Source organism: Microbulbifer regidiadema (SeqCode) (assembly GCF_052466995.1).
In genome coordinates this window covers 2,857,550-2,880,015 of the sequence record NZ_CP174297.1, presented here as the reverse complement: position 1 = coordinate 2,880,015, position 22,466 = coordinate 2,857,550, and the positions used below count along the sequence as shown (strand labels likewise).

The 22,466-nt window shown below is 51.0% G+C and carries 16 protein-coding genes and 1 pseudogene; 5 read left to right on the top strand and 12 right to left on the bottom strand.

Annotated features, from left to right (window positions below; genetic code table 11):
* Positions 1-81: 81 nt before the first annotated feature.
* Positions 82-609: pseudogene (locus tag ACJJIK_RS12570) on the bottom strand (protein adenylyltransferase SelO family protein); the annotation flags it as partial.
* A 94-nt stretch (positions 610-703) separates the two neighbouring features.
* Positions 704-2,176: a Ppx/GppA phosphatase family protein gene (locus tag ACJJIK_RS12565; protein WP_444942933.1), complete on the bottom strand. Its 1,473-nt coding sequence runs from the start codon at positions 2,174-2,176 to the stop codon at positions 704-706.
* Positions 2,177-2,558: 382 nt separating this feature from the next.
* On the opposite strand from ACJJIK_RS12565, the gene ppk1 reads away from it, so the two are divergent.
* Complete coding sequence (gene ppk1, locus ACJJIK_RS12560; RefSeq protein WP_444942932.1) at positions 2,559-4,604, top strand: polyphosphate kinase 1; 2,046 nt, start codon at positions 2,559-2,561, stop codon at positions 4,602-4,604.
* Positions 4,605-4,977: 373 nt separating this feature from the next.
* Here the strand turns inward: ppk1 and ACJJIK_RS12555 are convergent, their stop codons facing one another.
* The 6 genes from ACJJIK_RS12555 to aceK form a co-directional block, all read right to left on the bottom strand.
* On the bottom strand, positions 4,978-5,133 hold the full coding sequence (locus ACJJIK_RS12555; RefSeq protein WP_444928641.1) for a hypothetical protein: 156 nt from the start codon (positions 5,131-5,133) through the stop codon (positions 4,978-4,980).
* Between the two features lie 166 nt (positions 5,134-5,299).
* Positions 5,300-5,653 (bottom strand): hypothetical protein, encoded by a 354-nt coding sequence (locus ACJJIK_RS12550; RefSeq protein ID WP_444942931.1) that lies wholly within the window; start codon positions 5,651-5,653, stop codon positions 5,300-5,302.
* A gap of 130 nt (positions 5,654-5,783) precedes the next feature.
* The gene (locus ACJJIK_RS12545) at positions 5,784-6,224 is read right to left on the bottom strand and encodes a hypothetical protein (protein ID WP_444942930.1); all 441 of its coding nucleotides are present in this window, start codon (positions 6,222-6,224) and stop codon (positions 5,784-5,786) included.
* A gap of 78 nt (positions 6,225-6,302) precedes the next feature.
* Complete coding sequence (locus tag ACJJIK_RS12540; protein ID WP_444942929.1) at positions 6,303-6,641, bottom strand: hypothetical protein; 339 nt, start codon at positions 6,639-6,641, stop codon at positions 6,303-6,305.
* A 238-nt stretch (positions 6,642-6,879) separates the two neighbouring features.
* Positions 6,880-7,389 carry a hypothetical protein gene (locus ACJJIK_RS12535; protein WP_444942928.1) on the bottom strand — a complete coding sequence of 170 codons (510 nt, stop codon included), beginning with the start codon at positions 7,387-7,389 and terminating at the stop codon, positions 6,880-6,882.
* A 56-nt stretch (positions 7,390-7,445) separates the two neighbouring features.
* Entirely contained in the window at positions 7,446-9,200 is a 1,755-nt protein-coding gene (gene aceK / locus ACJJIK_RS12530) for a bifunctional isocitrate dehydrogenase kinase/phosphatase (protein WP_444928636.1), read from the bottom strand.
* 146 nt (positions 9,201-9,346) lie between these two features.
* Here aceK and ACJJIK_RS12525 point away from each other — a divergent pair, with 146 nt between their 5' ends.
* The gene (locus tag ACJJIK_RS12525; protein WP_444928635.1) at positions 9,347-9,955 is read left to right on the top strand and encodes a MarC family protein; all 609 of its coding nucleotides are present in this window, start codon (positions 9,347-9,349) and stop codon (positions 9,953-9,955) included.
* Between the two features lie 244 nt (positions 9,956-10,199).
* Here the strand turns inward: ACJJIK_RS12525 and ACJJIK_RS12520 are convergent, their stop codons facing one another.
* Positions 10,200-10,562: a putative quinol monooxygenase gene (locus ACJJIK_RS12520; RefSeq protein WP_444928634.1), complete on the bottom strand. Its 363-nt coding sequence runs from the start codon at positions 10,560-10,562 to the stop codon at positions 10,200-10,202.
* A gap of 1,105 nt (positions 10,563-11,667) precedes the next feature.
* On the opposite strand from ACJJIK_RS12520, the gene ACJJIK_RS12515 reads away from it, so the two are divergent.
* On the top strand, positions 11,668-13,440 hold the full coding sequence (locus ACJJIK_RS12515) for a sensor domain-containing diguanylate cyclase (protein WP_444928633.1): 1,773 nt from the start codon (positions 11,668-11,670) through the stop codon (positions 13,438-13,440).
* Position 13,441: 1 nt separating this feature from the next.
* On the opposite strand, the gene pstS is transcribed toward ACJJIK_RS12515, so the two are convergent.
* Positions 13,442-14,524 carry a phosphate ABC transporter substrate-binding protein PstS gene (pstS, locus tag ACJJIK_RS12510; RefSeq protein WP_444942927.1) on the bottom strand — a complete coding sequence of 361 codons (1,083 nt, stop codon included), beginning with the start codon at positions 14,522-14,524 and terminating at the stop codon, positions 13,442-13,444.
* Positions 14,525-14,657: 133 nt separating this feature from the next.
* Complete coding sequence (locus tag ACJJIK_RS12505) at positions 14,658-16,580, bottom strand: PhoX family protein (protein WP_444942926.1); 1,923 nt, start codon at positions 16,578-16,580, stop codon at positions 14,658-14,660.
* Positions 16,581-16,784: 204 nt separating this feature from the next.
* On the opposite strand from ACJJIK_RS12505, the gene ACJJIK_RS12500 reads away from it, so the two are divergent.
* Together ACJJIK_RS12500 and ACJJIK_RS12495 are read left to right on the top strand one after the other, a co-directional pair.
* Positions 16,785-19,388, top strand: a complete 2,604-nt coding sequence (locus tag ACJJIK_RS12500; protein WP_444942925.1) for a TonB-dependent receptor — start codon at positions 16,785-16,787, stop codon at positions 19,386-19,388.
* Between the two features lie 130 nt (positions 19,389-19,518).
* Positions 19,519-21,402, top strand: a complete 1,884-nt coding sequence (locus ACJJIK_RS12495; protein WP_444942924.1) for a phytase — start codon at positions 19,519-19,521, stop codon at positions 21,400-21,402.
* A 233-nt stretch (positions 21,403-21,635) separates the two neighbouring features.
* Here ACJJIK_RS12495 and ACJJIK_RS12490 read toward each other — a convergent pair whose 3' ends face one another.
* The gene (locus tag ACJJIK_RS12490; RefSeq protein WP_444928628.1) at positions 21,636-22,346 is read right to left on the bottom strand and encodes an outer membrane beta-barrel protein; all 711 of its coding nucleotides are present in this window, start codon (positions 22,344-22,346) and stop codon (positions 21,636-21,638) included.
* Between the last annotated feature and the right edge of the window lie 120 nt (positions 22,347-22,466).

Genomic DNA, 22,466 nt, shown 5'->3' with positions numbered 1-22,466 from the left:
CACCGCCATGCCCTCAGTGCCCGGTATAAAGCGCTGACAAATCACCCCGACCAGCTCCTGTAGCGCTTCCAGCTGCTTGGTGTAAAACAGGTATTCAAAGTGGCCGAAGCGCACGTGGCTCTCGGCCACGCGAATCAGCATGGCCCCGGTTTCAATTTTTTCGCGGGTGACCGGCTCATCGCTGCCGACAATGCACAGCGCCCGGGTGCTGGGAATACCGAGGCCGTAGAGCGCTTCGCTGGCGAGATACTCCCGCACCGTAGAGCGCAGTACCGCGCGGCCGTCGCCGAAGCGGGAGTAGGGGGTCTTGCCCGCGCCTTTTAGGTGCAGCTCCCAGCGCCGGCCTTCGCTCTCGATCTCCCCCAATAGCAGTGCCCGGCCATCTCCCAGGTCCGGGTTGTAGACGCCGAACTGGTGCCCGGTATATTTCATCGCGAAGGGGCGGCTGCCGTTAAACAGCTGGGCGCCACAGCCCAGCTCGGCCCAGGCGGGGTGGGATTTTTCATTGGGATCGATACCCAGTAGTTGCAGCACTGCCGGGTTGGTATCGATAACTTTTGGGTGGCGAAAAGGGGTGGGCGCTATGGGGGTGCCAAAGGCTTCGCCCATATCGGCGTAGTGGTGTTTGAGGGTGACTTCGCTCAGTTTCATAGTTTTTGCTGGTAGGGTAAATATTTGCCTAAAAATGTTTGGGGCTCTGCGCTTATACCGCCGTTAGCCGCAGCGGGCGACTTTGCGCGCGCCAGTGTTGCTCTTCCTGTTCCAGCAGCTCTGCTATAGCCGGGTTTTTCGCCAGCCACTGCCGATCGACTTCCAGGTGATAGTTATCTCCCCGGTCCCGCAGTTTTACACCGTCCAGGCTGCGCTCGGTGCGGTCGCGGTGGATGATGCATCCCAGGCGCAGGCACAGGAGCAGGTCCGGGCTGGGATGAAAACCATAGTGTTCCTGTGGGGGTTTGATACGCCCGCGCTGATTGTGGATCAGGTGGGCTAAGTGCTCCTGTTCACCCCTGGCAAACCCGGCCATATCGGCGTGTTTGACCATATAGGCGCCGAGCTTGCGAAAGCCGCTGTGCGTGAGCGCCAGGCCGGTTTCGTGCAGTTGGGCGGCCCAGTGCAGCCGCACCTTGCTCTCCTCTGGGCACTGGGGGCGCAGCTGTTGCAGGAGATCGAGTGAGGTGGTGCCGATGCGCCGCACCTGGTTGATATCCACCTGCCAGCGCTCAGCCATGGCGGCAATGGTATCCGCGCGGCGGTCCCCGCCGTGCAAGCGCCCGGCCAGGTCGTGCACTATGCCCTCGCGGATCGCATAGGGGGAGACCTCCATACGCAGAATATCGAGCTCGCAGAATATCGCGTGCAGTATCGCCAGGCCGGCGGCAAATACCGGGCGGCGCTCTTCATCCAGATAGGGTAAATCCAGGTCGGCAATATGTTGGACGGAGGAGACTCGCTGGGCGAGCCGGTCGATATCCTCGCGCTGGATCGCCTTTATCTCACCGCTGTTGCAGACCCTGGCAACCGCTTTGATCGTGCCGGAGCAACCGGTGACCTCGGCCCCCTCGGCGATATGTTGCAGTGCCTGCAACTCCGCCTGGGCCGCGCGCCGCGCGCGCTGGAAGTGATTCACCCGGTTGCGGCTGATCAGGCCGTCGGCAAAGAAGCGCTTACTGTAGGAGACGCAGCCTATATTCAGGCTTTCCAGCTGCTGCGGTGTCTTATCGCCGCGCACCAGCTCGGTGGAGCCACCGCCAATATCAATAATGCAGCGCAGACGAGGGGGGCCGCTGGCGGCGGCGAGAACCCCGCTAAAGATCAGACGGGCCTCTTCGATGCCGCTGATAATTTCTACCGGCACGCCGAGAATGGCTTCCACCTGCTCCAGAAAACCATCGGCATTGGCCGCTGCCATACGCAGGGTGTTGGTGCCCACGACACGCACATGATCTTGCGGCAACTTATCCATCACCGGCTGGAAGCGCCGCAGTGCGGCGAGGGCGCGCTCGGTTACGGCGGGATCCAGTTGGTGGTGAATATCCAACCCCTCCGCCAGCCGTACCATGGCTCGATCCGTGTGCAGGCGCACCATACGCTGATCGCGAAACTCCGCCAGGAGTAAATGGAAGCTGTTGGAGCCCAGATCGAGGGCGACATAGCGTTCGTTTGGCGTTTGCATCAATATCCCGTTGAAAGCGCTAACAGATAAAGTTGGGCACTCTATTATTCATTTTGCCAGTTTTTCGCTCAATAATGGGTTTAATCAATTTAGTGCAGACTAAAAAGCGGCCACCCACAACGATATGACAAGTTTGTGAAATTTATTTTATAAATAAAAGATATTTTTTGTTTATGTGTACCAATTGCGCTTGGTGAAAGTGTGGCAGAAAACTGAGGGGGCCGTTTAAATGGTTTGGATTGATTTTGGCGCTTGCTCATCGCTACATTTCAGTGGCATATTTCTTCACCTAAAGTCTTTATTTCTGTGGTTTGAATCGTAGTTTGGAGCAATCTGGACTTGTAAGCGGTTTTAGCCCCCGTGTGCGTTTTACGGTTTTGCCATGTCTAATGATGTGCCTTTATTCCCCAAAGAGTTGAGCTGGCTCTCCTTCAATGAGCGTGTTTTGCAGGAAGTGGAAGATGAGAGTGTGCCGGTTATCGAGCGCGTACATTTTCTGGGGATTTTTTCCAATAATCTGGATGAGTTTTTCCGTGTCCATGTGGCGTCAGCGCGTCGTTTGGCGGCATTTTCTGATGGCGGGGACAAGAAAGAGCACTTTGGCCAGCTGCTGCAATCGATCAACGAACGGGTGTTGAAGTTACAGTTACGCTATGCCAAGGCATATAACCAAGCCTTAAAAGATCTGGCCAAGCAAGCGATCTATGTCGTGAGAGAATCGACGCTCAGCAACAGTCAGCGCCAATTTGTGGAAAGTTACTTTCATCGGGAAGTGCTGCCAGAGCTGGAGCCGTTTTTTATCGATGGGCGCAAGTCCATGCCGCTGATCAATGAAACCAGTATTTATTTTGCTATAGCGCTTGAACTGGAGGACGGGGCTGAGCGTTATGTGGCGATGGAGATTCCTACGGATATTCTGCCACGCTTTGTGGAAATCCCTCCCCGGGAAGGTAAGCGGGAAAAAGTTTACATTGTTCTGGATAATATTATCCGCGCTTGTCTTAAAGAAATCTTTCGCCATGTGGTGCCTATCCGCAAAGCCAGTGCTTACACTTTTAAAATCAGCCGCGATGCGGAGCTGGAGTTGAGTGAAGAGGTTACCCAGAATATCCTCGACCGGATGGAGCGCTCGCTGAAAAAGAGAAAGCGCGCCGACCCGGTGCGTATGGCCTACGACGGCGATATGCCCGAGGCCCTGCTGGAACTGGTGAAGAAAAAGTTGAAGATGGGGCGCTACGATACCTACACCCCCGGTGGGCGCTATCACAACTCCAAGGATTTTATGGATTTCCCGGGGGACTCCGCTCGACTGCGCTACAAGCGTCTATCGCCACTGTCGGCGCTGCCGAAAAATGAAAGTGTGTTTTCCCAGCTGCGCGCTGCTGATCGGCTTTATTACTATCCTTATTATGATTTTCACGCAATTGTAAATTTCCTCGCCTCTGCTGCCCTAGACCCCCAGGTTAAAGAGATTCGAATTAATCTCTACCGGGTGGCCAAGCACTCCCGTGTGGTGGCGGCTCTGGTGAATGCGGTGCGCAACAACAAGAAAGTAACGGCGGTAGTGGAGCTGCGGGCGCGTTTTGATGAAAAGGCCAATATCCACTGGTCCCACGAATTGAGTGATGCTGGGGTAAACGTGGTGTATGGCATGCCGAATCTCAAGGTGCACTGCAAGCTGATCTCTGTGCTGCGCCGCGAAGACGGCAAGGATCGTTTCTATAGTCACCTGGGTACCGGTAACTTTAACGAGAGTACGGCAAAAGTTTACTGCGATTTTAGCTTGTTAACTTATAATCAGGAATTGGGCCGGGATGTTTACAATGTATTCGAGTTTATGCAGGCACCGCACAAGCGCCCGTCCTTCAAGCGGATTATCTCTTCCCCGTTTGCCTCTCGCGATGCCATTACTGCGGCGATAGAGCGCGAGATTGAAGCTGCCCAGGCGGGGCGGGAAGCGGCGCTATTTTTTAAGTGTAACAACCTGGTAGATCGGCGGGTGATTGAGCAACTTTACCGCGCCAGTGCCGCAGGCGTGACGATTCGGATTATTGTGCGCGGAATGTGTACACTGGTTTGTGAGACCCCGGGGCTGTCGGACAATATCCGTGTAATCAGTTTGGTGGATAAATACCTGGAACACGCTCGCATTTATATTTTCCATAACGGCGGCAATGAACTGACATGGTTGTCTTCCGCTGACTTGATGAAGCGCAATTTGGACCAGCGCGTTGAGGTGACTTTCCCGGTATTGGATTCTGAGCATCAAGCTACTATTCGTAAAATTATGGAGCTACAGTGGAGCGATAATCAAAAGGCGCGTCTGATCGATGCAAAGCAGAGCAATTCTAAACTGGCTAATGCGGGGCGCAAGGGCTGCCGCGCACAGGACGCCATCTATCGCTATTTAAAGAAGAGCTTAAATTGATGGGAGGGCTATAGCGCTTATAGGGGGTTAAAGGTTAACCACTTGATCGCGGACGGGGTGGCCGCTAGCTCAAGGGGATCTGCGCCTCAAATATTACTAAAGTGCCTGTGTTCTCACTTATCGCTTCGCAGTTGTTTCTCTGGATTGGAAAAATTACCCCCAGTTGCTATTGTCCTTAACAAAGAAGTGCCCCTGCAAGGTGTTAGCGAACAAGTTTGTGGCTGGGTTTTACTCTCCCAATCTATGGGGGCAGATTACTTATTGATACTCCGTGCAGGTCCCGCAACAAGCGGGAGTTTCCCTGAAGTATCTCAGCGCATCGATATAAACTTAAAGCGGTTAAAAGTTAGTGCTCAGGTAGCCGCTTATACTCTTAAGTCGTCGATTTTTTGAGTTTGGATTCAAATTGAGCCAACTTTGCCTTGTCTAGCGCTATTTGTCTTCTGGCGTTTTCTTTTGCTTGCCTGACTATTGCGGGATTGGTTTTTGCATCCAGTTCTTCCAGGGATTTGGCTATTTTCTTTGGCATCTTATGTCTCGATATGCTCGCGGTGAAAAGTTTGGGTGATTTTAATGTGATTTCTTTAGATTTTTGTGTGCATCCATCATGTCTGGGCGAATCTGTTTTACAGAGGGTGGGGTTGTTTTTTTGTTTTTCAAGGGTCTCGATATTGTTGCAGTGGAAGATGGCCTCCCTAGTCGCTGGCAGCGCTATAGTTATTTACTGATACTATAAGGTCGCCTAATAGGATTCCTGGACCTTTAGGGGTGTCTCTAAGCTCTGTGCTTTTTATATGTGAGATCAATGTCTTCAGTGAAAAGTTAACCATATTTAAAGACTGTAAAATCTGAAGAAGTCTGTTTCCTGTCTCACTACCAAAAAACACATACTCAGACCAAGTGTTTTTCTTTACGTCTATCGCAATTTGTAAGTATTCTTTTCCAGGCTTGCCGAATAAATTGATCTCAATGTCTTGATTGGCAAGGTAAGCATGCTTGTCTTGCGATAGAAACAGCATCCACTCGTTAATTGACTCTAATTTATCCATGATCTCGCTTTCTCAGTTTGTCAGTGGTGCTTGTATTCTATAAGCTTTACAGTTTTTAAGGTTGTCAATAGTCATTTGAGGTTATTGAGAGGCTCCTTAAGTATCGTTGAGTGTTTGCGTTTGATATTCATTAGCCTGTTTCCTCTATCCGATTTATAATGTTGGCTGAGGTTAGCTGTTCCGATAGTGCTGTTGCATCGTTCCAAGATAATCCCGCAAATCTGCTTTCACGCTCGCTATACAGGCTGTGTGCTTCAGAAAGTGAAATATCGCCGGAAAAAATATCTCGTAATATTGCTATATTGAAGGCGGATAATTTTTGCTTTTCAATAACTACCTCATATTCAGTTGGTGGATTCCCTATGGGCATTCCGGCCATAGAAAAACTCGGTGCCTCAATCGCTACGCATTTCTCTTCTTGAGCATATCTTTCGAAATCCTCCTGTTCTTCGGCGAGATAAACGGCTTTTTCACAAGTGTGACAATGTCGTATTGTGGGGTCTGATGTCTCAGTTAGATCAGCCCAGCGCTTGTCACATTCAAACTTGAATTTGCAGCTAATTTTATCCATGGTTCTCAATTGCAGTTAAATTTTTCTTAAAGAAAGTTGTATTAAATAATTTCCCGGTGTTGTTGTTTTTTTGATAATTTATTGCTCTTCTTCTAGGGGCTCTTTAGGTGTAAATAAGCCAAAAATTATAGTGTTAGATATTCTTGATTCTTTATGTAGTTCTGTGGTGCTAAAATATTCATCGTGCTTTGAGTTCCAGCTTTTGCTGTTGAAGTCAACCGCTGATAGAATTTCAACCACTTCTATATGGTCTTCTTTAAGAACACTGGTAAGTTCCTTGATGGCTTCTTCGGGGGAGTTGGCTGGCACAATTGAGCGGCTATAGTAAAGTCCGTCATAATCGTCAAATTTAATAGAGGACCTAAGTAGTATATTGGAGGTTGCGTCAACGACCCAAAATTTAACTGTATTTTTCATTTTGTTTAAGCTCGTGCTCGATAAGTTTTTTAGCTGGCAAATTTGAGTGCTGCTCTACTCTATCAGTTTTTATGCTTGGTGGTGTCACCTATCTTTAATTGGTACATTGGTTCAGAGGTGTAAAACGATCCATTATCTTTCTGTGCTTTTACACTATGTTTTTCGAAGATTGCTCTGCAATTCAGTGGGTTGTTTATTCTTTTGAGCGGGTTTTAAATTGTAGTGTGTAGGTGGAGGTTTAATTGGGGCTAAAGCCCACCAGCTGCCCATCACTAAATGAAAAACGATACCCTTGTCCCACTTTGAGTCTCTGGCCGCAGGGGGATTGAATGGTAATGCGCGGGTATTGGGGGGTGGATATCCAGGTTGCAAAGTCATCACCGGGACTGCGCCCCAGCAGTTGGTAGTAGTCGCCAAAGCGACAGAAAGCTGCCGGTGTGCAGCGCTCAGTTCCCCAGACATAGGCGATCACATCGAACTGCCTGGGTAAGTCCTGTGACTCGACGAAGGGCTGTCCGGGGTTTTCGGTAAAGGTAAAAACCTCGTCAAAAGATAGGGGGGTAAACCTCCGGGCGGGGGTTGCACAGCTGACGACATGGGGCTTGCCGCTGATGCGGGCGTGGGGTGCCGGGCGCTTTACCGGGGGCAGTTTGCCGGGAATCGACATTTCGCTGGGGAAATAGCCGCAACCGCTGCTGCTCAGCAGGGCGTAAACTGCGGCGGCTAAAGCCCAGCGAAAAATATGCATGGATTACCCGCTCCCTTGGAAAAGTCCTCCTATCTATATAGTTATAGATGGGTCCTTTACTTTCGTTGGGTGTGGCTATGGGAGCGGCGGGGGAAGCGCCACTTGCGCCGGTAGGGGAAGGCGCTTTCCACATGCCCGGCGCGAATGCGGTCCTGCAGCAGTTTCCAGAAGCGGTAGTTGTACAAATCCCCGTGGAGGCTTTCAAATGCGGCGCGGGCGGTGGGGTTTCCTGAGAAGAACAGGCGGAACTCTTCCGGGAAGACATCGGCTTCAGCAACGGTGTACCAGGGTTTGTCTGCCAGCTCCTGCTCGGTGGTATGGGCTTCGGGAATCTTGCGGAAGTTGCACTCCGTCAGCGGGCAGAGTTCATCGTAATCGTAGAAGACCACGCGCCCGTGGCGGGTTACCCCGAAGTTTTTGAGCAGCATATCGCCGGGGAAGATATTCGCGGCGGCGAGCTGCTTGATGGCATTGCCATATTCTTCCATTGCCTCTTTGGTCTGCTCTTCGTTGGCGTGTTGCAGGTAGAGGTTGAGCGGCTCCATGCGCCTTTCTACATACAGGTGTTTGATAATGACTCGCTTCTCATCAACGATCAGCTTCGACGGCGCCACTTCCTGTAGCTCTTTGATTAACTCTTCAGTAAAGCGATTGCGATAGAAAATAAAGTAAGAGTACTCCTGGGTGTCGGCCATGCGGCCCACCCGATCGGAGCGGGATACGAATTTATACTTCTCTTTGACGATCTTTTCGGTGACGGTTTTCGGTTGGTCGAACTCGTCTTTAATCACCTTAAATACCACCGGATAGGAGGGCAGGGTGAATACGCTCATCACCATCCCCTTAATACCCGGCGCAATAACAAACTTGTCATTGCTGACTTTCATATGCGCGAGAACATGGCGATAGAACTCCGTTTTACCGTGCTTGTGGAAGCCGATGGAGTTGTATAGTTCGGACTTCTCCTTGAGCGGCATAATGGTGGACAGGAAGCGCACAAAGCGGGAGGGAATCGGCGCATCCACCATAAAGTAAGAGCGGGTAAAGCTGAAAATGATACTGGCGGAGTCGTTATTGTAGATAAGGGTGTCCACAAAGATGCCGCCGCGCCCATTGTTGAGGCAGGGCAGGATCAGGGGGATGACTTCGCCATTGAGGATAATGCGCCCGACCAGATAGGCGGCTTTGTTGCGGTAGAAAACCGATTCCAGCATATCCACCCGCAAGTGCTTCTCGCTGTCCAGATTTGCCAGGGGGGCATTGCGCAGGGATTCACAGATATGGGCAATATCCCGCTCCATATTTTCCCAGGGCGTGGAGAAGCTGAAATCCTTGAGGATACTCTCAAACATATACTCCAAGCCGTGCTGGGCACTGTAGCTGATGTAAATGCTGTAATCCCGCAGCGGCTTGTCCTCCTGTGTGCGGGATGGCTTTACGAAGATATTGCTGTCGTGGATATTGGTGTGGTGAAACTGGCTGCAAAAGACCGAGTTAAAGAAGGTCTCGGCGATTTCATAATTGCTGTGGCTGGCGACTAGCTGTGCATAAGTGGCGCGAGCGTCGCGCCACAGTTCCAGCTGGTTGGTATCCTTGCTGGTTACCGAGTGGACGAGTTCCACCACCTGGGTAACTTTGGTTTTATACAGGTCGATACGGGCTTTGTTAGCCTCGTGTGCCGATTGCCAGGCGGCGGTTTCAAAGCGGGCCTTGGCGCCGAGGGTGATGTTTTGATAGTCGGCAAAATAGGCATCGAAACCATTGAGGATGGTTTTTGCAATACGTCGGGCGGTCGGTGAGTGATTCGTCATGCACTAGACTTTTTTTCTAAGTTACAAGTTACGCTCGCGCCAGCCGCTGACAGTGGTACTGGACCACTCAGGTATCCCCCTGGCCCTGCTCAATCTGCCCGTGGCGCGCATTAAGTGGATAGTAGCACGGCACTCCGGAGTCCCACTTGAACGATTGGATCAGTAGCTTTGTCTTTTTCTTTGCTGTCATTGACCCCGTGGGCACACTGCCGGTGTTTATCGCCGTAACCTCCCGCCATACCAACTGGCAGAAACGCAAGATCGCTTGGCTGTCAGTGCTGGTCGCGACCGGGATACTGCTGTTCTTCCTGGTGGCCGGGCAATTCTTTCTTGAAGCAATAGGTGTACCACTATCCGCATTCCAGGTGGCCGGGGGCGTCGTGCTGTTCCTGTTTGCCCTGACCATGATTTTCGGCGAGAGCAAGCCGGAGCAGGAGGTGGAAATCGTCCGCGAGGGCCATGAGACGGCGATTTTCCCCCTTGCGGTACCCTCCATTGCCTCACCCGGTGCCATGCTCGCCGCTGTGGTTCTCACGGATAACCATCGATTTGATCTAATCCATCAGGTGACAACAGCATCGGCCATGGTGGCGGTGTTGCTAATAGTGATATTACTGCTACTGACGGCCAGCTGGATATACCGTTTTATAGGGAGTGCCGGGGCGAGCATTGTAAGTCGTGTTATGGGGTTGATTTTGGCCTCTGTGGCGACCACCAATGTCCTGGTGGGGATTCAGCAGTTCTTTGCAATTTAGCCGCTAGTCCTGAAAGTGATCCTGCTCTTGCTAGGGGAGCCTATTTCTATGCCGGTTTGCGAGATATATATCCTGTGTGTAACAGCCCTAAGTAGATATCCTTTCCTGAGACCTGTAGGCGTGACTCGCTGCAAATAACGATAGTTAAGCAGTGAATTTGTCAGCAAAAATCACAGGCTAACCCCAATACTTGTGGCTCTAATACTACAAGTATTATTAGGGTGAAAGGCGTCTAATATTCACTTTACGAATGGTTGCGTTCAAACCCAGCATAGAAATAATACTGCTGCGGCATTAAGCCTTTGTGACGCGCTCGAAGATCATCGGGAATTTCACCTAAATAGATAACGCGAGTAGGCTCTGCGGTCTTAAGCCAGCGCTCTGAATACTTCTCCCAGGTATCTACATGTTTATGTGCGGCACTTACGTCGCTAAAGTGTTCGTATACGATAATCTCCCTATTATCAGAGATGTAGTACTGGTAATTCAATGTTCCTGCTTCTTGTTGTGAGGTGATTTCCACCATTTCATCAACAATAGCCCTGAAGGCTTGTTCCTGCCCTTTTTTTATTTTGACCTCTACAATCCAGCCAATATTCTTGAACATGGTTGTCTCCGGTGTCGTATAGCAGTTTCCCATATACTGCTGGGTCAGAAGAGAAGTATGCACTGCACTCGAGATGGGCTGTGAATAGATCCCGGTGAACTCGCAATGGCTATCTATAGCACATAGGATTCTGAGTTCAGTGTACTCCTCTTCTCCCTCCTTTTAGTAGGTGGCCTGTCCATATCCTCGTTGATAATAATTAAAAAAGATGGCGGCAGCGTCACTGATACCCCCACCACTTGTCCGATAACGAAGTTATCCAATAATTACAGTACATCCTCGATTTCTGTGGGGGAAATGCTGGAAAATATGTCTGTAATATTTTCCGTTGTTTCTCTGCCCACAGCTTTAGCACCTGTAAAGTCGCTGAGTTTTACTCGTCGCTTGCTAATAGCTTTGACGGCGAAGCACAGCCTGGCTGGGGCTGTTATTTATACATTTTATGCTGGTGTGGACATTTGCGGATTTCAGCTTAGAGAGGAGCGGGCTTTATTTCCCTATGTATTTCTCTTGTTGAGTCGGGATGATTGGGTTCGCCTCCACAGCTTAGTCCTAACTTTTCGATAGTGGCTAGCCAAAAATAATCGCTAAATAATCATATTTCTTTGCTGTTTGAAAAGTTGGGTGGCGCTTATTGTCCATAGTTTTTGCCTAATTATTGGTTTAAATCCAAGTATGCAAATTGGGGGCTGGTCTGGTCTTTATCTGCCTGTGGGTAAAAGGCAGAAATCACTTTGTTCAGACGCTTGCTAATTGTTGAGCGTAGTAGCCAAATAGAGGGGTGGAAAAAAGTTTCACGATAGCGGTTAACAAACTGAATGGCTCACTTTTTGTGCATGTGGGGTTTGTGGTCTGTGCTGGCTGAGTTATGTGAATATCACTTTGTGACTTTTTTGTATTTAAGGTATATCTTTTAGTTGCAAAAAAATTACAGCGCTAGATAGAAGGTTGGTGTTTACTATGGCAGAGACTGTCTATATAAAAGCGTTAATTTTTACGCCCCCACGCAATGACAATGAATAGAATACTTGGCGGAATTCAATTCCGGGTTTCAGGGGAAAGTACCAAGCGGTACTGTCGTTTGGTTTGTTATGCGGCGTTGACAGTGTTCATACTTTTTTCTGCGTCCAGTCGTGCGCACCCGCTTCTGGATGTGACCTCTTTGGCTGGGGGGAGCCAGTGGAGTGGCCTGAGTGAAATTTGGCATGACCCCAGCGGTTTGAGCGATATCGCTGCGGCGGAGGTGGCATATAAAGATAATAGTTTTTTGCCGCTGAGGAGTGCAGGATCTACCGGGTTAAAGTCCGGTGCCTTCTGGTCCCATTTTATATTAGAAAATTCCAGTAACGAAGTGGTTAAGGTTGCACTTGAATATGTGGATAACCAGCTTGATAGGGTGGAGGCCTATTCTAGAACTTTCGAGGCTGCAGAGCCCTATCGTGAACGGGTAAATCTATCGACGGGCCAGCCCTTTTTTAGTCGTGAAGTTAAGCATCATCGATTTGCTTTTTTATTGGAGGTGCCGCCTTTATCGTCAAAGGAGTTGATGGTGAAGTTTGATGTGGGTGCTTTTGGGGTCGTTTTTCCCAGTATGCGTCTTTGGCCGCCCGAGCAGCTAATGGCGCAAAGTAAAGTAGAGGCTATCGTTACGGCCTTTCTTTTTGGCGGATATTTTTTGATGGCCATTGTTGCGCTGATTGCGGCCATCACTGTGCGTGAGAGTATTCTGTATCTTTACTCGGTGTACTCTCTGACCAAGATTTGGGTGTGGGGGTCGCTGCTGGGATATACCCATCAGTACTTGATTCAGGATCAGTTTGGTTGGGGCTATCAGTCACTGAGTAGTGCCGTGGCGATTTTGACTGGAGTTCTCTTTGCCCGATATTTTCTTAAAACCGCAAAGTACACTCCGAAACTGGATTACTTTTTAAAATTTATTTTGCTCAACGGGTTGTTCCTGGTTGTCTGTGTTATTTTTCATTGGAAGACTTTTGCATATCTGTCCATGCTGCTGTCTTTGCTACTCTATCCCGGCGTTTTTGTTGTTGCATTGATACGTTGGCGACAGGGGAATTCTGCCGCTGCGCTATTTGCTCTCGTCTGGGCAATCCTGGTGTTGGGGTTTTTGCTTCAGGCTGTGCGAGATCTCGGTTATGTTGTGCATAATCCTATTAATTTTTATTGGCCAGTAGTTGCCTCTTTTATTGAAATGTTGGCAATTATGGCTGCTATCGGCTTGATGGTGTGGCGCTTGCGTCAACAAAAAGAATTTGCAGAGAGAAAATATCAGCAGCATCTGGAGGACTCGCGAACAGAGCTGGAGCAGCAGGTGCAGCTTCGTACCCGGGAGCTGGAGTATGCCAAAGTCAGGGCGGAGCAGGAAGCTCGCACAGATCCTCTGACCGGTATCTTTAATCGCCGTTGTTTTTTTGAAGAAGCCGGTAATCTGGTAAAGGTGGCAATCAATAACCGCATGCCGCTGTGTGTATTAATGCTGGATATCGATAACTTTAAGTCGGTTAATGATATTCACGGTCACTTAATTGGCGACCAGGCACTCTGTGCTACCGCCCGGGTCATTTCCCAACATGTGCGGGATGTGGATATCTTCGGGCGCATTGGTGGCGAGGAGTTTGCTCTGGTGCTGAGTTCCAATCTTGATGGGGCCATGGCGGTTGCCAATCGTATTCACCGGGATATCGCTAAAATCGTCATTAAGAGTGCGGTGGGCCAAGCCCAGTTTACCGCGAGTATTGGCATTGCTCACTTACAGGGGCAGGCGGATATCCTGGAGTTAATGCGCGGGGCGGACTCCGCTCTGTATCAGGCCAAGCGCTCTGGTCGCAACCGTATTGTAGAGTGTGCAGAACTCGCTTGAGTTAGCGTATATAGGGCACGGCATCGAGCACTTTGCGGCGAATATTTTCTGGCAGGGGGACTAATCCCAGGGTGCCGGCTTGACTCTGAGAGCCCTTGCTCAGCATAAATGCCAGCATCTGGCGCAGTGCCAGCGCTTTTTCATCCTCTTGATTCGCGTAGAGTAATAGCCAGGAAAAACTGGTAATGGGATAAGCGGTTTCCCCCTTGGGGTCCCAGACCCAGGCGATTAAATTCGGGGCGCCACTAATTGGTAGGGTTGTTTGGGGAAACTCAACCTCCGACAGAGCTTTGCCTCCGCTTTTGGGGCTGGCGGCAATGTAATTGCCCGCGCGGTTTTGCAATAAAGCCAGTGGCAGGTTTACCAGTTGCGCAAAGCCGTGCTCGATATAGCCAATAGCGCCGGTATTTTTCCGCACGGCGGCAGCGACGCCTTGATTTCCCGGCACCCGTTTAAACCTGGGTAATTTGGGCCAGTTGGGGTTTTTGTTTAAACCGATCTTTTCACGAAAGGTACTGCTGACACTGCTCAAGTGGCCGGAAAAAATATAGGAGGTACCAGAGCTTTCAGAGCGGGTGACCACGGTAATCTCCTCGTCTGGTAGCTCGATATCGGGGTTGGCGGCTGCAATCCGGGGGTCATTCCAGCGGCTTATTTCCCCGAGGAAAATGCCCACATAAGCGGCTCGGGAGAGTTTGAGCTTATGGATTCCGGGCAGGTTAAACACCAGCACCACCTCCCCCGCCGTTACCGGTAGCACAACGCCGCCGCCTTCCAGCTTGCGCAGTTCAGCGATGTCAATCGCAGCATCGGAAGCAGCAAAGTCAACGGTGTGCCCGAGAAAGTCTCTGATGCCATCCCCGCTACTGCTCATTTCGTAAAAAATAAAAATATTGTTTTCTTCGTGAGTGAATTGGCGAAACCACTCTACGTAAATTGGATAGGGAAAGCTGGCGCCACTGCCCCTGAGATTGACCGGATTTTCGGGTACCTGGGCCGTGCCCGGGCTCGCGGTTAGGGCAAAACCGGCAGTGAGCAGTGCGGCGGTAAGGCGGCGCAAAGCGCTGGCACACCTCAATATCATAGGGACCTCGACGAAAAGACCGGCACCCGCCGCTCGCTCGGCGGGTGCACGGGCTGGAAAACAGCTTTAGATTAAAACTTTAGCAGGGTCCCCTGTTTGTCATTTGCAGCGCCTGAGGAATCTTTGAATCCATCTAACTTCCGACGATTTGCTTGTCCTCCCGGTAGATGGCCAGTACCGATGGGCGCGGGGGCAGCAGGGGGTTGTTATCTGGCCAGCGGTGCAGGGGCTGGTCATAAGTAGAATTGCGCGAGTCGGCGGGGTGCTGTACGGCAACAAACAGGGTTTTTCCGTCGGGGGTGAACTCTGGTCCACACACCTCTGCACCCTGTGGGCAGCCAAAAAAGTGTTTCGGGGCCGCCCGCAGCGGGCCCTCGGTGGCCATGGCCCAGAGTCCATCGTGAAAACCAAAGCGCTCACAGCCGTCGGTAGCAATCCACATATTGCCGTTGCGGTCAAAAGCGACGTTATCGGGATTGGCGAACCAGCCGTGCGCGGAGATAGCGTAGGGGGACTGCTGTCCATAGGCACCGCGCTCGGCGGGATTTTCGGCGTTGGGATTGCCGCCGAGCAAAAATTGCTGCCACTGAAAGTGGCTACTGCTGTGATCGCGGTTTCCGTTTTCTCCGGGAGGTACTATTTCCAGCACGTGACCGGCAGTGTTGCGCGCGCGGGGATTGGCGCTATCGGTATCGCTGCGCTGCTTGTTTTTGGTCAGCATCACGTAGGTACAGTCATTGTGGGGGTTGGTTTCAACATCCTCAGGCCTGTCCATGGGGGTCGCCCCCAGCATGGCGGCGGCGCGGCGCGCATCAATCATTACGTCCGCCTGGTTGCGAAACCCGTTCTCTGTGTTCAGTGGGCCCAGGCCGTGTACCAGCGGCAGCCATTCACCGCTACCGTCGTCGGCAAAGCGGGCGGCGTAGAGAGTGCCGGCGGTAAGTAGCTGTCGATTTGCAGCGGGGTCCTCCGGCTGGTAGCGGCCCTGGGAGACATAGCGATAGACAAATTGATGTTCATCGTCATCGCCACCGTAGGCAACCAGCGGTTGCCCCGGTTTACACACCAGGGTGAAGCCTTCGTGCTCAAAGCGCCCCAAACTGGTCAGCTTGCGCGGCTTTGACTGGGGGTTATAGGGGTCAAACTCCACCATCCAGCCAAAGCGGTTGGGTTCATTGGGCTCTACCTGAATATCAAAGCGCCGGTCGTGGTCACCCCAGTTGCGGTTTGCCGCTGTGATGCCAAATCGTTGGTGGTTATCGATTTCCCGGGTATCGGTGAGCTTCTGCGGGTCCCCCTGAAAGGCCGCGCCAAATCCCTCTTCGGCGATTAATACGGTACCCCAGGGGGTCTTGCCGCCGGCACAATTGCCCAGGGTGCCGAGTACTTGGGTGCCGCTGGGGTCTCGCTGGGTTTGCAAGCGTTTGTCCCCCGCAGCGGGACCGATAATTTCCATTGCTGTGGTGGCGGTTATCCGGCGGTTGTAGGGGCTGTCTGCCACCACCTGCCAGCCTTGCGCCCCCTGTTTGATTTCCACGATGGAGTGCCCGCAGGCGGCCTGCTCTATGGCGACGTGTTCTGCGCTTACTTCCCGAGTGGCACTGTAGTCGTCGCTATAGCCGGAAAACATCAGGTGGGGTTGGGTGTATTCGTGATTGACGCACAGCAGCCCGCGCTCACTATTTCCACTCTGCATATGCCTGTGTCCCTGGGTGGAACTGCTCCCCGCTGCCAGGGGCATAAACGCAATAAAATCGTTGTTGTAACCGAAGCGCCGCGCCTGGCCGTCGGCATCGAGCTCTTCGGGCTGAAAAGCCGTTTCCCCTTCGTGTAGGGGATCTCCCCAGCTCAGCAGCACTGTGGATTGATAGCCTGGCGGTAAGTGGTGTTGGTGATCCAGGCCGTGGGGAATTTCACTAAAGGTGAGAGTGTCGCGTGCCGGTTTATCCTCTTTTCCGCAGCCGGGTAGCAAACTGCCCAGAGTGCCGGCAGCCGTGGCGCCACCGAGGATTTTAAATAGGGATCGGCGTGCAGGATTTTTGGGGTGTTCGCTCATTGTTACTCCAGATTGGCGCTTTGCTGGGTGGCGGTCTGTTTTCCCGATATTTAACGGCTGGCGGCATCGCTAGTGGTGTTTATATCAAGGGTCGCAGTATTAATTGACGATCTGATGACAAGCTTAAAAAAACTGTCACGTAAAGTTCATATCCCCGCTCTAGTCTGCGCCGAATGCAATTTATCACCGGCAAAGAGGGGCGCAGTGAAAGATAAGACTTCAGGTTTGCGGTTAGTGGGGATGCCATTGGCGTTATTGGCAACTGCCATCGTGAGTGCAAATGCGACCGCAGAAGAGGGTCGGGTAATGGAGACTGTGACGGTTACCGCTCAGGCGAGCAATGCCCGAAGTGATTTGGAGCGGCAGCGCGATGCCAATAAAGTCGTTGCGGTGCAAACCTCCGATGCCATTGGCGAACTTCCCGATGCCAACGTCACAGAAGCATTGCAGAGAATGCCCGGTGTATTTATTGCCCGAGATCAGGGCGAGGGCCGCTTTGTCGGGGTGCGGGGCATAGACCCAAATCTGAATGCGGCGACGATTAACGGTGTCAGCCTGCCGGCACCGGAAACCAATACCCGAGCGGTAGCCCTGGATGTTATCCCCGCAGACTTACTGGCGAGCTTGGAAGTATTTAAAACCCTCACAGCGGATATGAGTGCGGACTCTATTGGCGGTGCTATTGAGATCAAAAGCCTGAATGCACTGGACTATGAGGGGACTCGCTATAAGTTTAGCGCCGAGAACAGCTATAGCGAGCTACAGGAAGAGTACAGCCCCAAAGTGGCTGCGACCATGACCCATATTTTTGCACTCGATGGGGAGCGCCGCTTGGGGCTAGCATTGGCGCTAAGCCATCAACAGCGGGATTTCGGTTCCGATAATATTGAGACTGACGGCAACTGGGAAATGCTGACGGCTGCAGATGGCTCCACAGGTATCGGGGCGAGCGAAATTGAACAGCGGGATTACAGTATTACCCGGGAGCGCACAGGTCTCGCCGCCAACTTTGATCTGGATCTGAGCAGCGATTCCCGTATTTATCTGCACAGTTTGTACTCCGATTTCTCCGATCAGGAAATTCGCCAGCGCAATTCCTGGAAGCTCGATGATGAGCGCGATGAGCCGGAGACTATTTCGGCCAACGCTGCGCAGTGGGAAGAGGCGGCGCTGGAGAAGTCCCTCAAGGACCGCCTGGAAGAACAGGAAATTCTTTCTGCGGTATTGGGGGGGGAGCATAATTTTGAGCTGTGGGGGCTCACTTATGCCCTGGGGTACTCCCAGGCCGAGGAGTCGGAGCCCAATCGACGCGATACGGATTTTGTCTTGAGCGACCTGCGTTTGGGCTATGTTGAGGCCGGTGATACGCCGCAGATGGCGGTGGGCAGTGAGGATATTGAGGCGGTTTTGGACCCCGCCAGTTATGCGCTGGATGAGTTGGTTATTGAAGATAACTTTACGGAAGATAAAGAGATCAGTTTCCGTATGGATATCAGCCGGGAAGTGGATTGGGCTGGCAACCCCTCAGTTATTAAGTTTGGGTTGCATGAGCGGCAGCGGGAAAAGACTGGGGATTTAAACGCGCGGGTATATGATGGGTTTGCAGGTGATTACACCCTGGCTGACTTTTCTCGCAGCAATATTCACTATAACCTGGCGGCATTCGGGCCCGGCGTAAATGTCGCTAGTCTGAACCATTTTATCAGTGCTAACTTGTCTGATTTTGAGATAGATGAGACAGAAACCGCTCTGGCCTCCGCCCGTGATTACGCCATGCATGAGGATATCACGGCCCTGTACGCGATGAACTCGATTGAGTTGGATCGCTCCCAGCTGGTTTTCGGTATTCGCTATGAGCGCACAGAGTTTAGCGCTGAAGGCGTCAATGTGGCGGAGTCAGCAGAGCTTCTGCCGGGGGCCGACTTAATTGCGGACGAGGTCTATGCCACTGAGGTTAATTACGAGCGGGATTACGACCATTTCTTCCCGAGCATTAATTACAAGTTTGATTACAGCGATAATATTGTTCTTCGCGGAGCTTATTCGGAGTCCTTGTCGCGCCCGTCATTTGGTTACCTAAATCCCTCTCCGGGTAAAATTGAATACGATGATGGGGAGCTGGAAGTCGAGGCTGGCAACTCGGAGCTGGATCCCTATGAGTCCCAAAATATCGACCTATCTGCGGAATACTATGCAGATGAGCTGGGAATGTTCTCGGTGGGGCTTTTTCACAAGCGTATCGATAACTTTATCGTAATGTCGGAAGTCTCCAGCAGCGTCGACGTTACCCGCTTTGTGGGTAACCTGGCGGTGGATGAGGCCGAAGTATGGCAGCCGATTAATGGCGATAGTGCCCGTATCAGTGGTGCCGAACTGGCTTGGACCCAGGGTTTTGACAACGGTTTTCTACTCCGGGCCAATGTCACCTTTACCGACTCTGAAGCCGATCTGGGGCTCGATAGCAGCGATCGCAATGATAAAATCTCAATGCCCTCCCAGGCGGATTTTGTCGGTAACTTTATCGTGGGTTATGAACGCGATGCTTTTAGTATGCGCCTGTCCGCCGCTTTCCGCAGTGAGCGTTTGCTGCAAGTGGATCTGGAAAATGCGGCCAATGACCGCTATGAGGAAGATCATTTACAGTTGGACTTATCGGCCCGCTACCGCTTTGATAATGGTCTCCAGTTGACCTTTACCGGAGTAAATCTCACAGATGAACCCTACTATGTTCACACGTCGGGCTTTAATGGCCAGTACGAAGAATATGGCCCGACCTATGCGATTGGATTGAGTTACAGCACTTTCTAAAATTTTTACTGATTTTTGCTATAGGTGTGGTTTCACAATTTGATAAGGCCTCCGCAGGTTTACGGGGGCTTTATTGTTTATAGCAAGCCCCTTTCTGATTGTTGCTTGTCACTCTACAGCGGGTTTTATTATGCGTTTTTCAATTGTCGGCGTTTTATCCTGTGTGGTGTTTCTCGGTTGCGATGTGGGAACTGATAGTAAAAATTTATCCTCGCAAAAGCCCACCTCTTTAAATGGTGTTATCGCAGAACAAATTTTGCCTATCAATTTCTTCGAACAGCGATATTTGTTGCTGTCTAGTGAAACTCAGGGGCTGCTGCTGGTAGATGAGTTCGCAGAAGTGCAGGCGCAACAACCGGGCAGCATAGAAGCGCTGGCAATACAGCCGAGAGGCGATGGCAACTATTTGATCGCGGCTTACGAGGAGCAGGCAGCTCAATTGCAGCTATATCAACTGTTTGCGGGAATGGGGAGCGCATTACGCTTTGAGCTTTTAGGAAAGTTCGAGAATTTTGCGCCGGTTAGCGCGCTGTGTTTTGCCGTGCAGGAGGGGCGAAATCACCTGTTTGTTATTGGTGAGAGTGGGCTGGGATTTGAGTATCTACTCACTGCTAGTGGCGCGGGCTGGGACCTGACGGAGATTCGCCCACTGTATTTGGGGGAGGGGGTTAATAGTTGTGCTGTGGATAGTCGTCGCGGGCGCTTGTTGGTATCACAGCCACCGCTCGGAGTGTTGGCACTGAATGCCGATGCAGAGAGCGATGAGGCGCGCGAGCTTTTACTCTCCACCGAACAGCTGGGTGATGAATTTGGCAGTTTGCGCTTGGATTATCAGCGCGATCAAATTTGGCTGCTTGTCCAGCAGGGTATAGTGGCTTTCGATTTGTCAGGGGGTGGCAGTCTAGATCAGTCTTGGGCTTTTCCCGGAAAAGGCGCCGCTTCTCTAGCTGCTTTTAACGATAGGCTGGCGCTTTTAGAGGATAGCCAGCGCGAAGTTGTCTATATTCCGATAAGCACTAAGCTGGTGCAGGCTACCGCTGATTCGCTGGAGGCTGTGCCCGTTATTTGGGCAACAGGGGAAACCGATCCGGTATACTCCTCGGGGGATGCTGCCGATGACCCCGCTATTTGGGTTAATTCTCACTCGCCAGAAAACAGTTTGATTTTTGCCACGGATAAAAAGCGGGGGCTCAATATTTATCATCTCTCCGGCGGGCTAAAGCAGAACTTTCCGCTCGGAAAACTCAATAATGTCGATATTCGCAAAATCTCTCATCCCCATATGGATGCAATTGCTGTGGCCTCTAATCGCACGGATCCCGGTTTGGATATATTTGCTATTAGAACCAATGGCGAGGTAGAACACTTGGGATACCGGAGTATCGATCTAAGCGATCCTTACGGCCTATGCCTACAGCAGGATGACGATGGGCTTTATGCCTGGGTTTCCGACAAGGGATCCAGCCTGCACCAGTTCAAACTTAAAATCCCAAAACTCGCCAAAGGCATTGAGATTGAGCGGGGCATCCGCCTAGATAACTATGCTCAGATTGAAGGCTGTGTTGTAGATGACCAGTTCGCAACCCTGTTTTTTGCCGAAGAGGAGCGGGGTATCTGGCGCTTGGATCTAAACGCTGGGGCCGAGGTGGCCCCGGTGTTGGTGGCAGAAGTTGACGGTAAGCAGTTAGTCGCCGATGTTGAAGGCTTGGCGTTGTATCAAGCAAATAAAAAAGGATATCTAATGGCCTCCAGTCAGGGTAGCGATACCTATGCGCTGTTCAGCCGTGATGGAAGTGAGTTTCTCACACAGTTTAAGGTGGGAATAAACCCCCAATTAGGGATTGATGGCAGCTCTGAAACCGATGGTCTGGCAATAACCAGTGCAAACTTGGGGGCTCAGTATCCGCAGGGGCTATTAGTGGTTCAGGATGGGCGCAATCGTATGCCCCGCGCCAGGCAGAACTTTAAGTTAATTGACTGGCGAGATATCAATCTTTTACTGCTCCAGCAATAGAATAAAATTATTCACGGGCTCTTATTCTTATTCCGGGTAGAGTTATTGCAATCTGGTAGATGGCATGTGGGTAAAATAAAAAATTTATTTTTTTGTAATATTAATCTGCTATATGTTTTTATTGTAGTCTAAACGCGGCTCTCTTTATATCAGGGATGTTCAATTGCGGTGCGCAATACAATACATTATCTGTCGATGGGTGTATTAGCGGGATGCTAGTGGTGCAGTAATTATCAGAATTTTCGTTCCAGCCCCAGAGATAGGCTTTCTGCGTTGAAGTCTACTCCCGAGGCCTCCAGTGTCTCCCATTCCAATCTTAAGGCCCATCGTTTCCCGTAAGTGTAATTCATCCCTATACCATAACCCCAGTGAGAACCGTTATGATTTGTCGAGGTTTTTTGGTTGTAACTGTAGAGTTGAGGCGTATATTGCCCGCTGGGTAACTGTTGTGGAATATGTAATTTTGCCGCTTGCTGTGTGGTGATTTCCCCTCGCCAAAGGCCGCCGCCCAAGCGGGCAAACAGGTTTAAATGAGTATTGAGAGGGTAGATGCCCAGCAGGAAAGAGCTGAGTAGCTGTTTATTGAGCCGATATGAAGCGCGGATATATTCACCGTGCTCATTCTCGGTGCGAAAGCTGACCTCGGCAGAGGAGGGTTTTTGATAATTGAACTCCACAGCGATATATTTGCCCCATTGAAAGCCGCCGTAGAGTTTTATATTGCTGCCATTCTTGTCACATTGATAGCGACCATCGATGGATTTTTGGACAATCTGTGATTTTATCTGTGGGGTAGCAAAGGAACAAAACTGGGTATTTGAGGTTATACCGAGTGTTGCTCCGATATATTTCTGAGAGGGGGCTTCTGCACTGACACTTATAGAAAAAAAGAGTGTTAGAGTGGAAGCCAGGTGGGTTTTTAGTGAATTCTTTAAATATTTCATAACCTGCCTCGTGCTCTATTATTCCAAACACAAAATTAGGTTACGATGATTCACATAACAAGCAGTTGGCGTAAGGGCCATTGGGTTTTGGCCCTGTATTCGAAGATAAGTTAAGAACTT

Coding starts and splice junctions, on each gene's coding strand:
- ACJJIK_RS12565 (WP_444942933.1), bottom strand. CDS start 2,176: ATGCAAACGCCAAACGAACGCTATGTCGCCCTCGATCTGGGCTCCAAC.
- ppk1 (WP_444942932.1), top strand. CDS start 2,559: ATGTCTAATGATGTGCCTTTATTCCCCAAAGAGTTGAGCTGGCTCTCC.
- ACJJIK_RS12555 (WP_444928641.1), bottom strand. CDS start 5,133: ATGCCAAAGAAAATAGCCAAATCCCTGGAAGAACTGGATGCAAAAACC.
- ACJJIK_RS12550 (WP_444942931.1), bottom strand. CDS start 5,653: ATGGATAAATTAGAGTCAATTAACGAGTGGATGCTGTTTCTATCGCAA.
- ACJJIK_RS12545 (WP_444942930.1), bottom strand. CDS start 6,224: ATGGATAAAATTAGCTGCAAATTCAAGTTTGAATGTGACAAGCGCTGG.
- ACJJIK_RS12540 (WP_444942929.1), bottom strand. CDS start 6,641: ATGAAAAATACAGTTAAATTTTGGGTCGTTGACGCAACCTCCAATATA.
- ACJJIK_RS12535 (WP_444942928.1), bottom strand. CDS start 7,389: ATGCATATTTTTCGCTGGGCTTTAGCCGCCGCAGTTTACGCCCTGCTG.
- aceK (WP_444928636.1), bottom strand. CDS start 9,200: ATGACGAATCACTCACCGACCGCCCGACGTATTGCAAAAACCATCCTC.
- ACJJIK_RS12520 (WP_444928634.1), bottom strand. CDS start 10,562: ATGTTCAAGAATATTGGCTGGATTGTAGAGGTCAAAATAAAAAAAGGG.
- pstS (WP_444942927.1), bottom strand. CDS start 14,524: ATGATATTGAGGTGTGCCAGCGCTTTGCGCCGCCTTACCGCCGCACTG.
- ACJJIK_RS12505 (WP_444942926.1), bottom strand. CDS start 16,580: ATGAGCGAACACCCCAAAAATCCTGCACGCCGATCCCTATTTAAAATC.
- ACJJIK_RS12495 (WP_444942924.1), top strand. CDS start 19,519: ATGCGTTTTTCAATTGTCGGCGTTTTATCCTGTGTGGTGTTTCTCGGT.
- ACJJIK_RS12490 (WP_444928628.1), bottom strand. CDS start 22,346: ATGAAATATTTAAAGAATTCACTAAAAACCCACCTGGCTTCCACTCTA.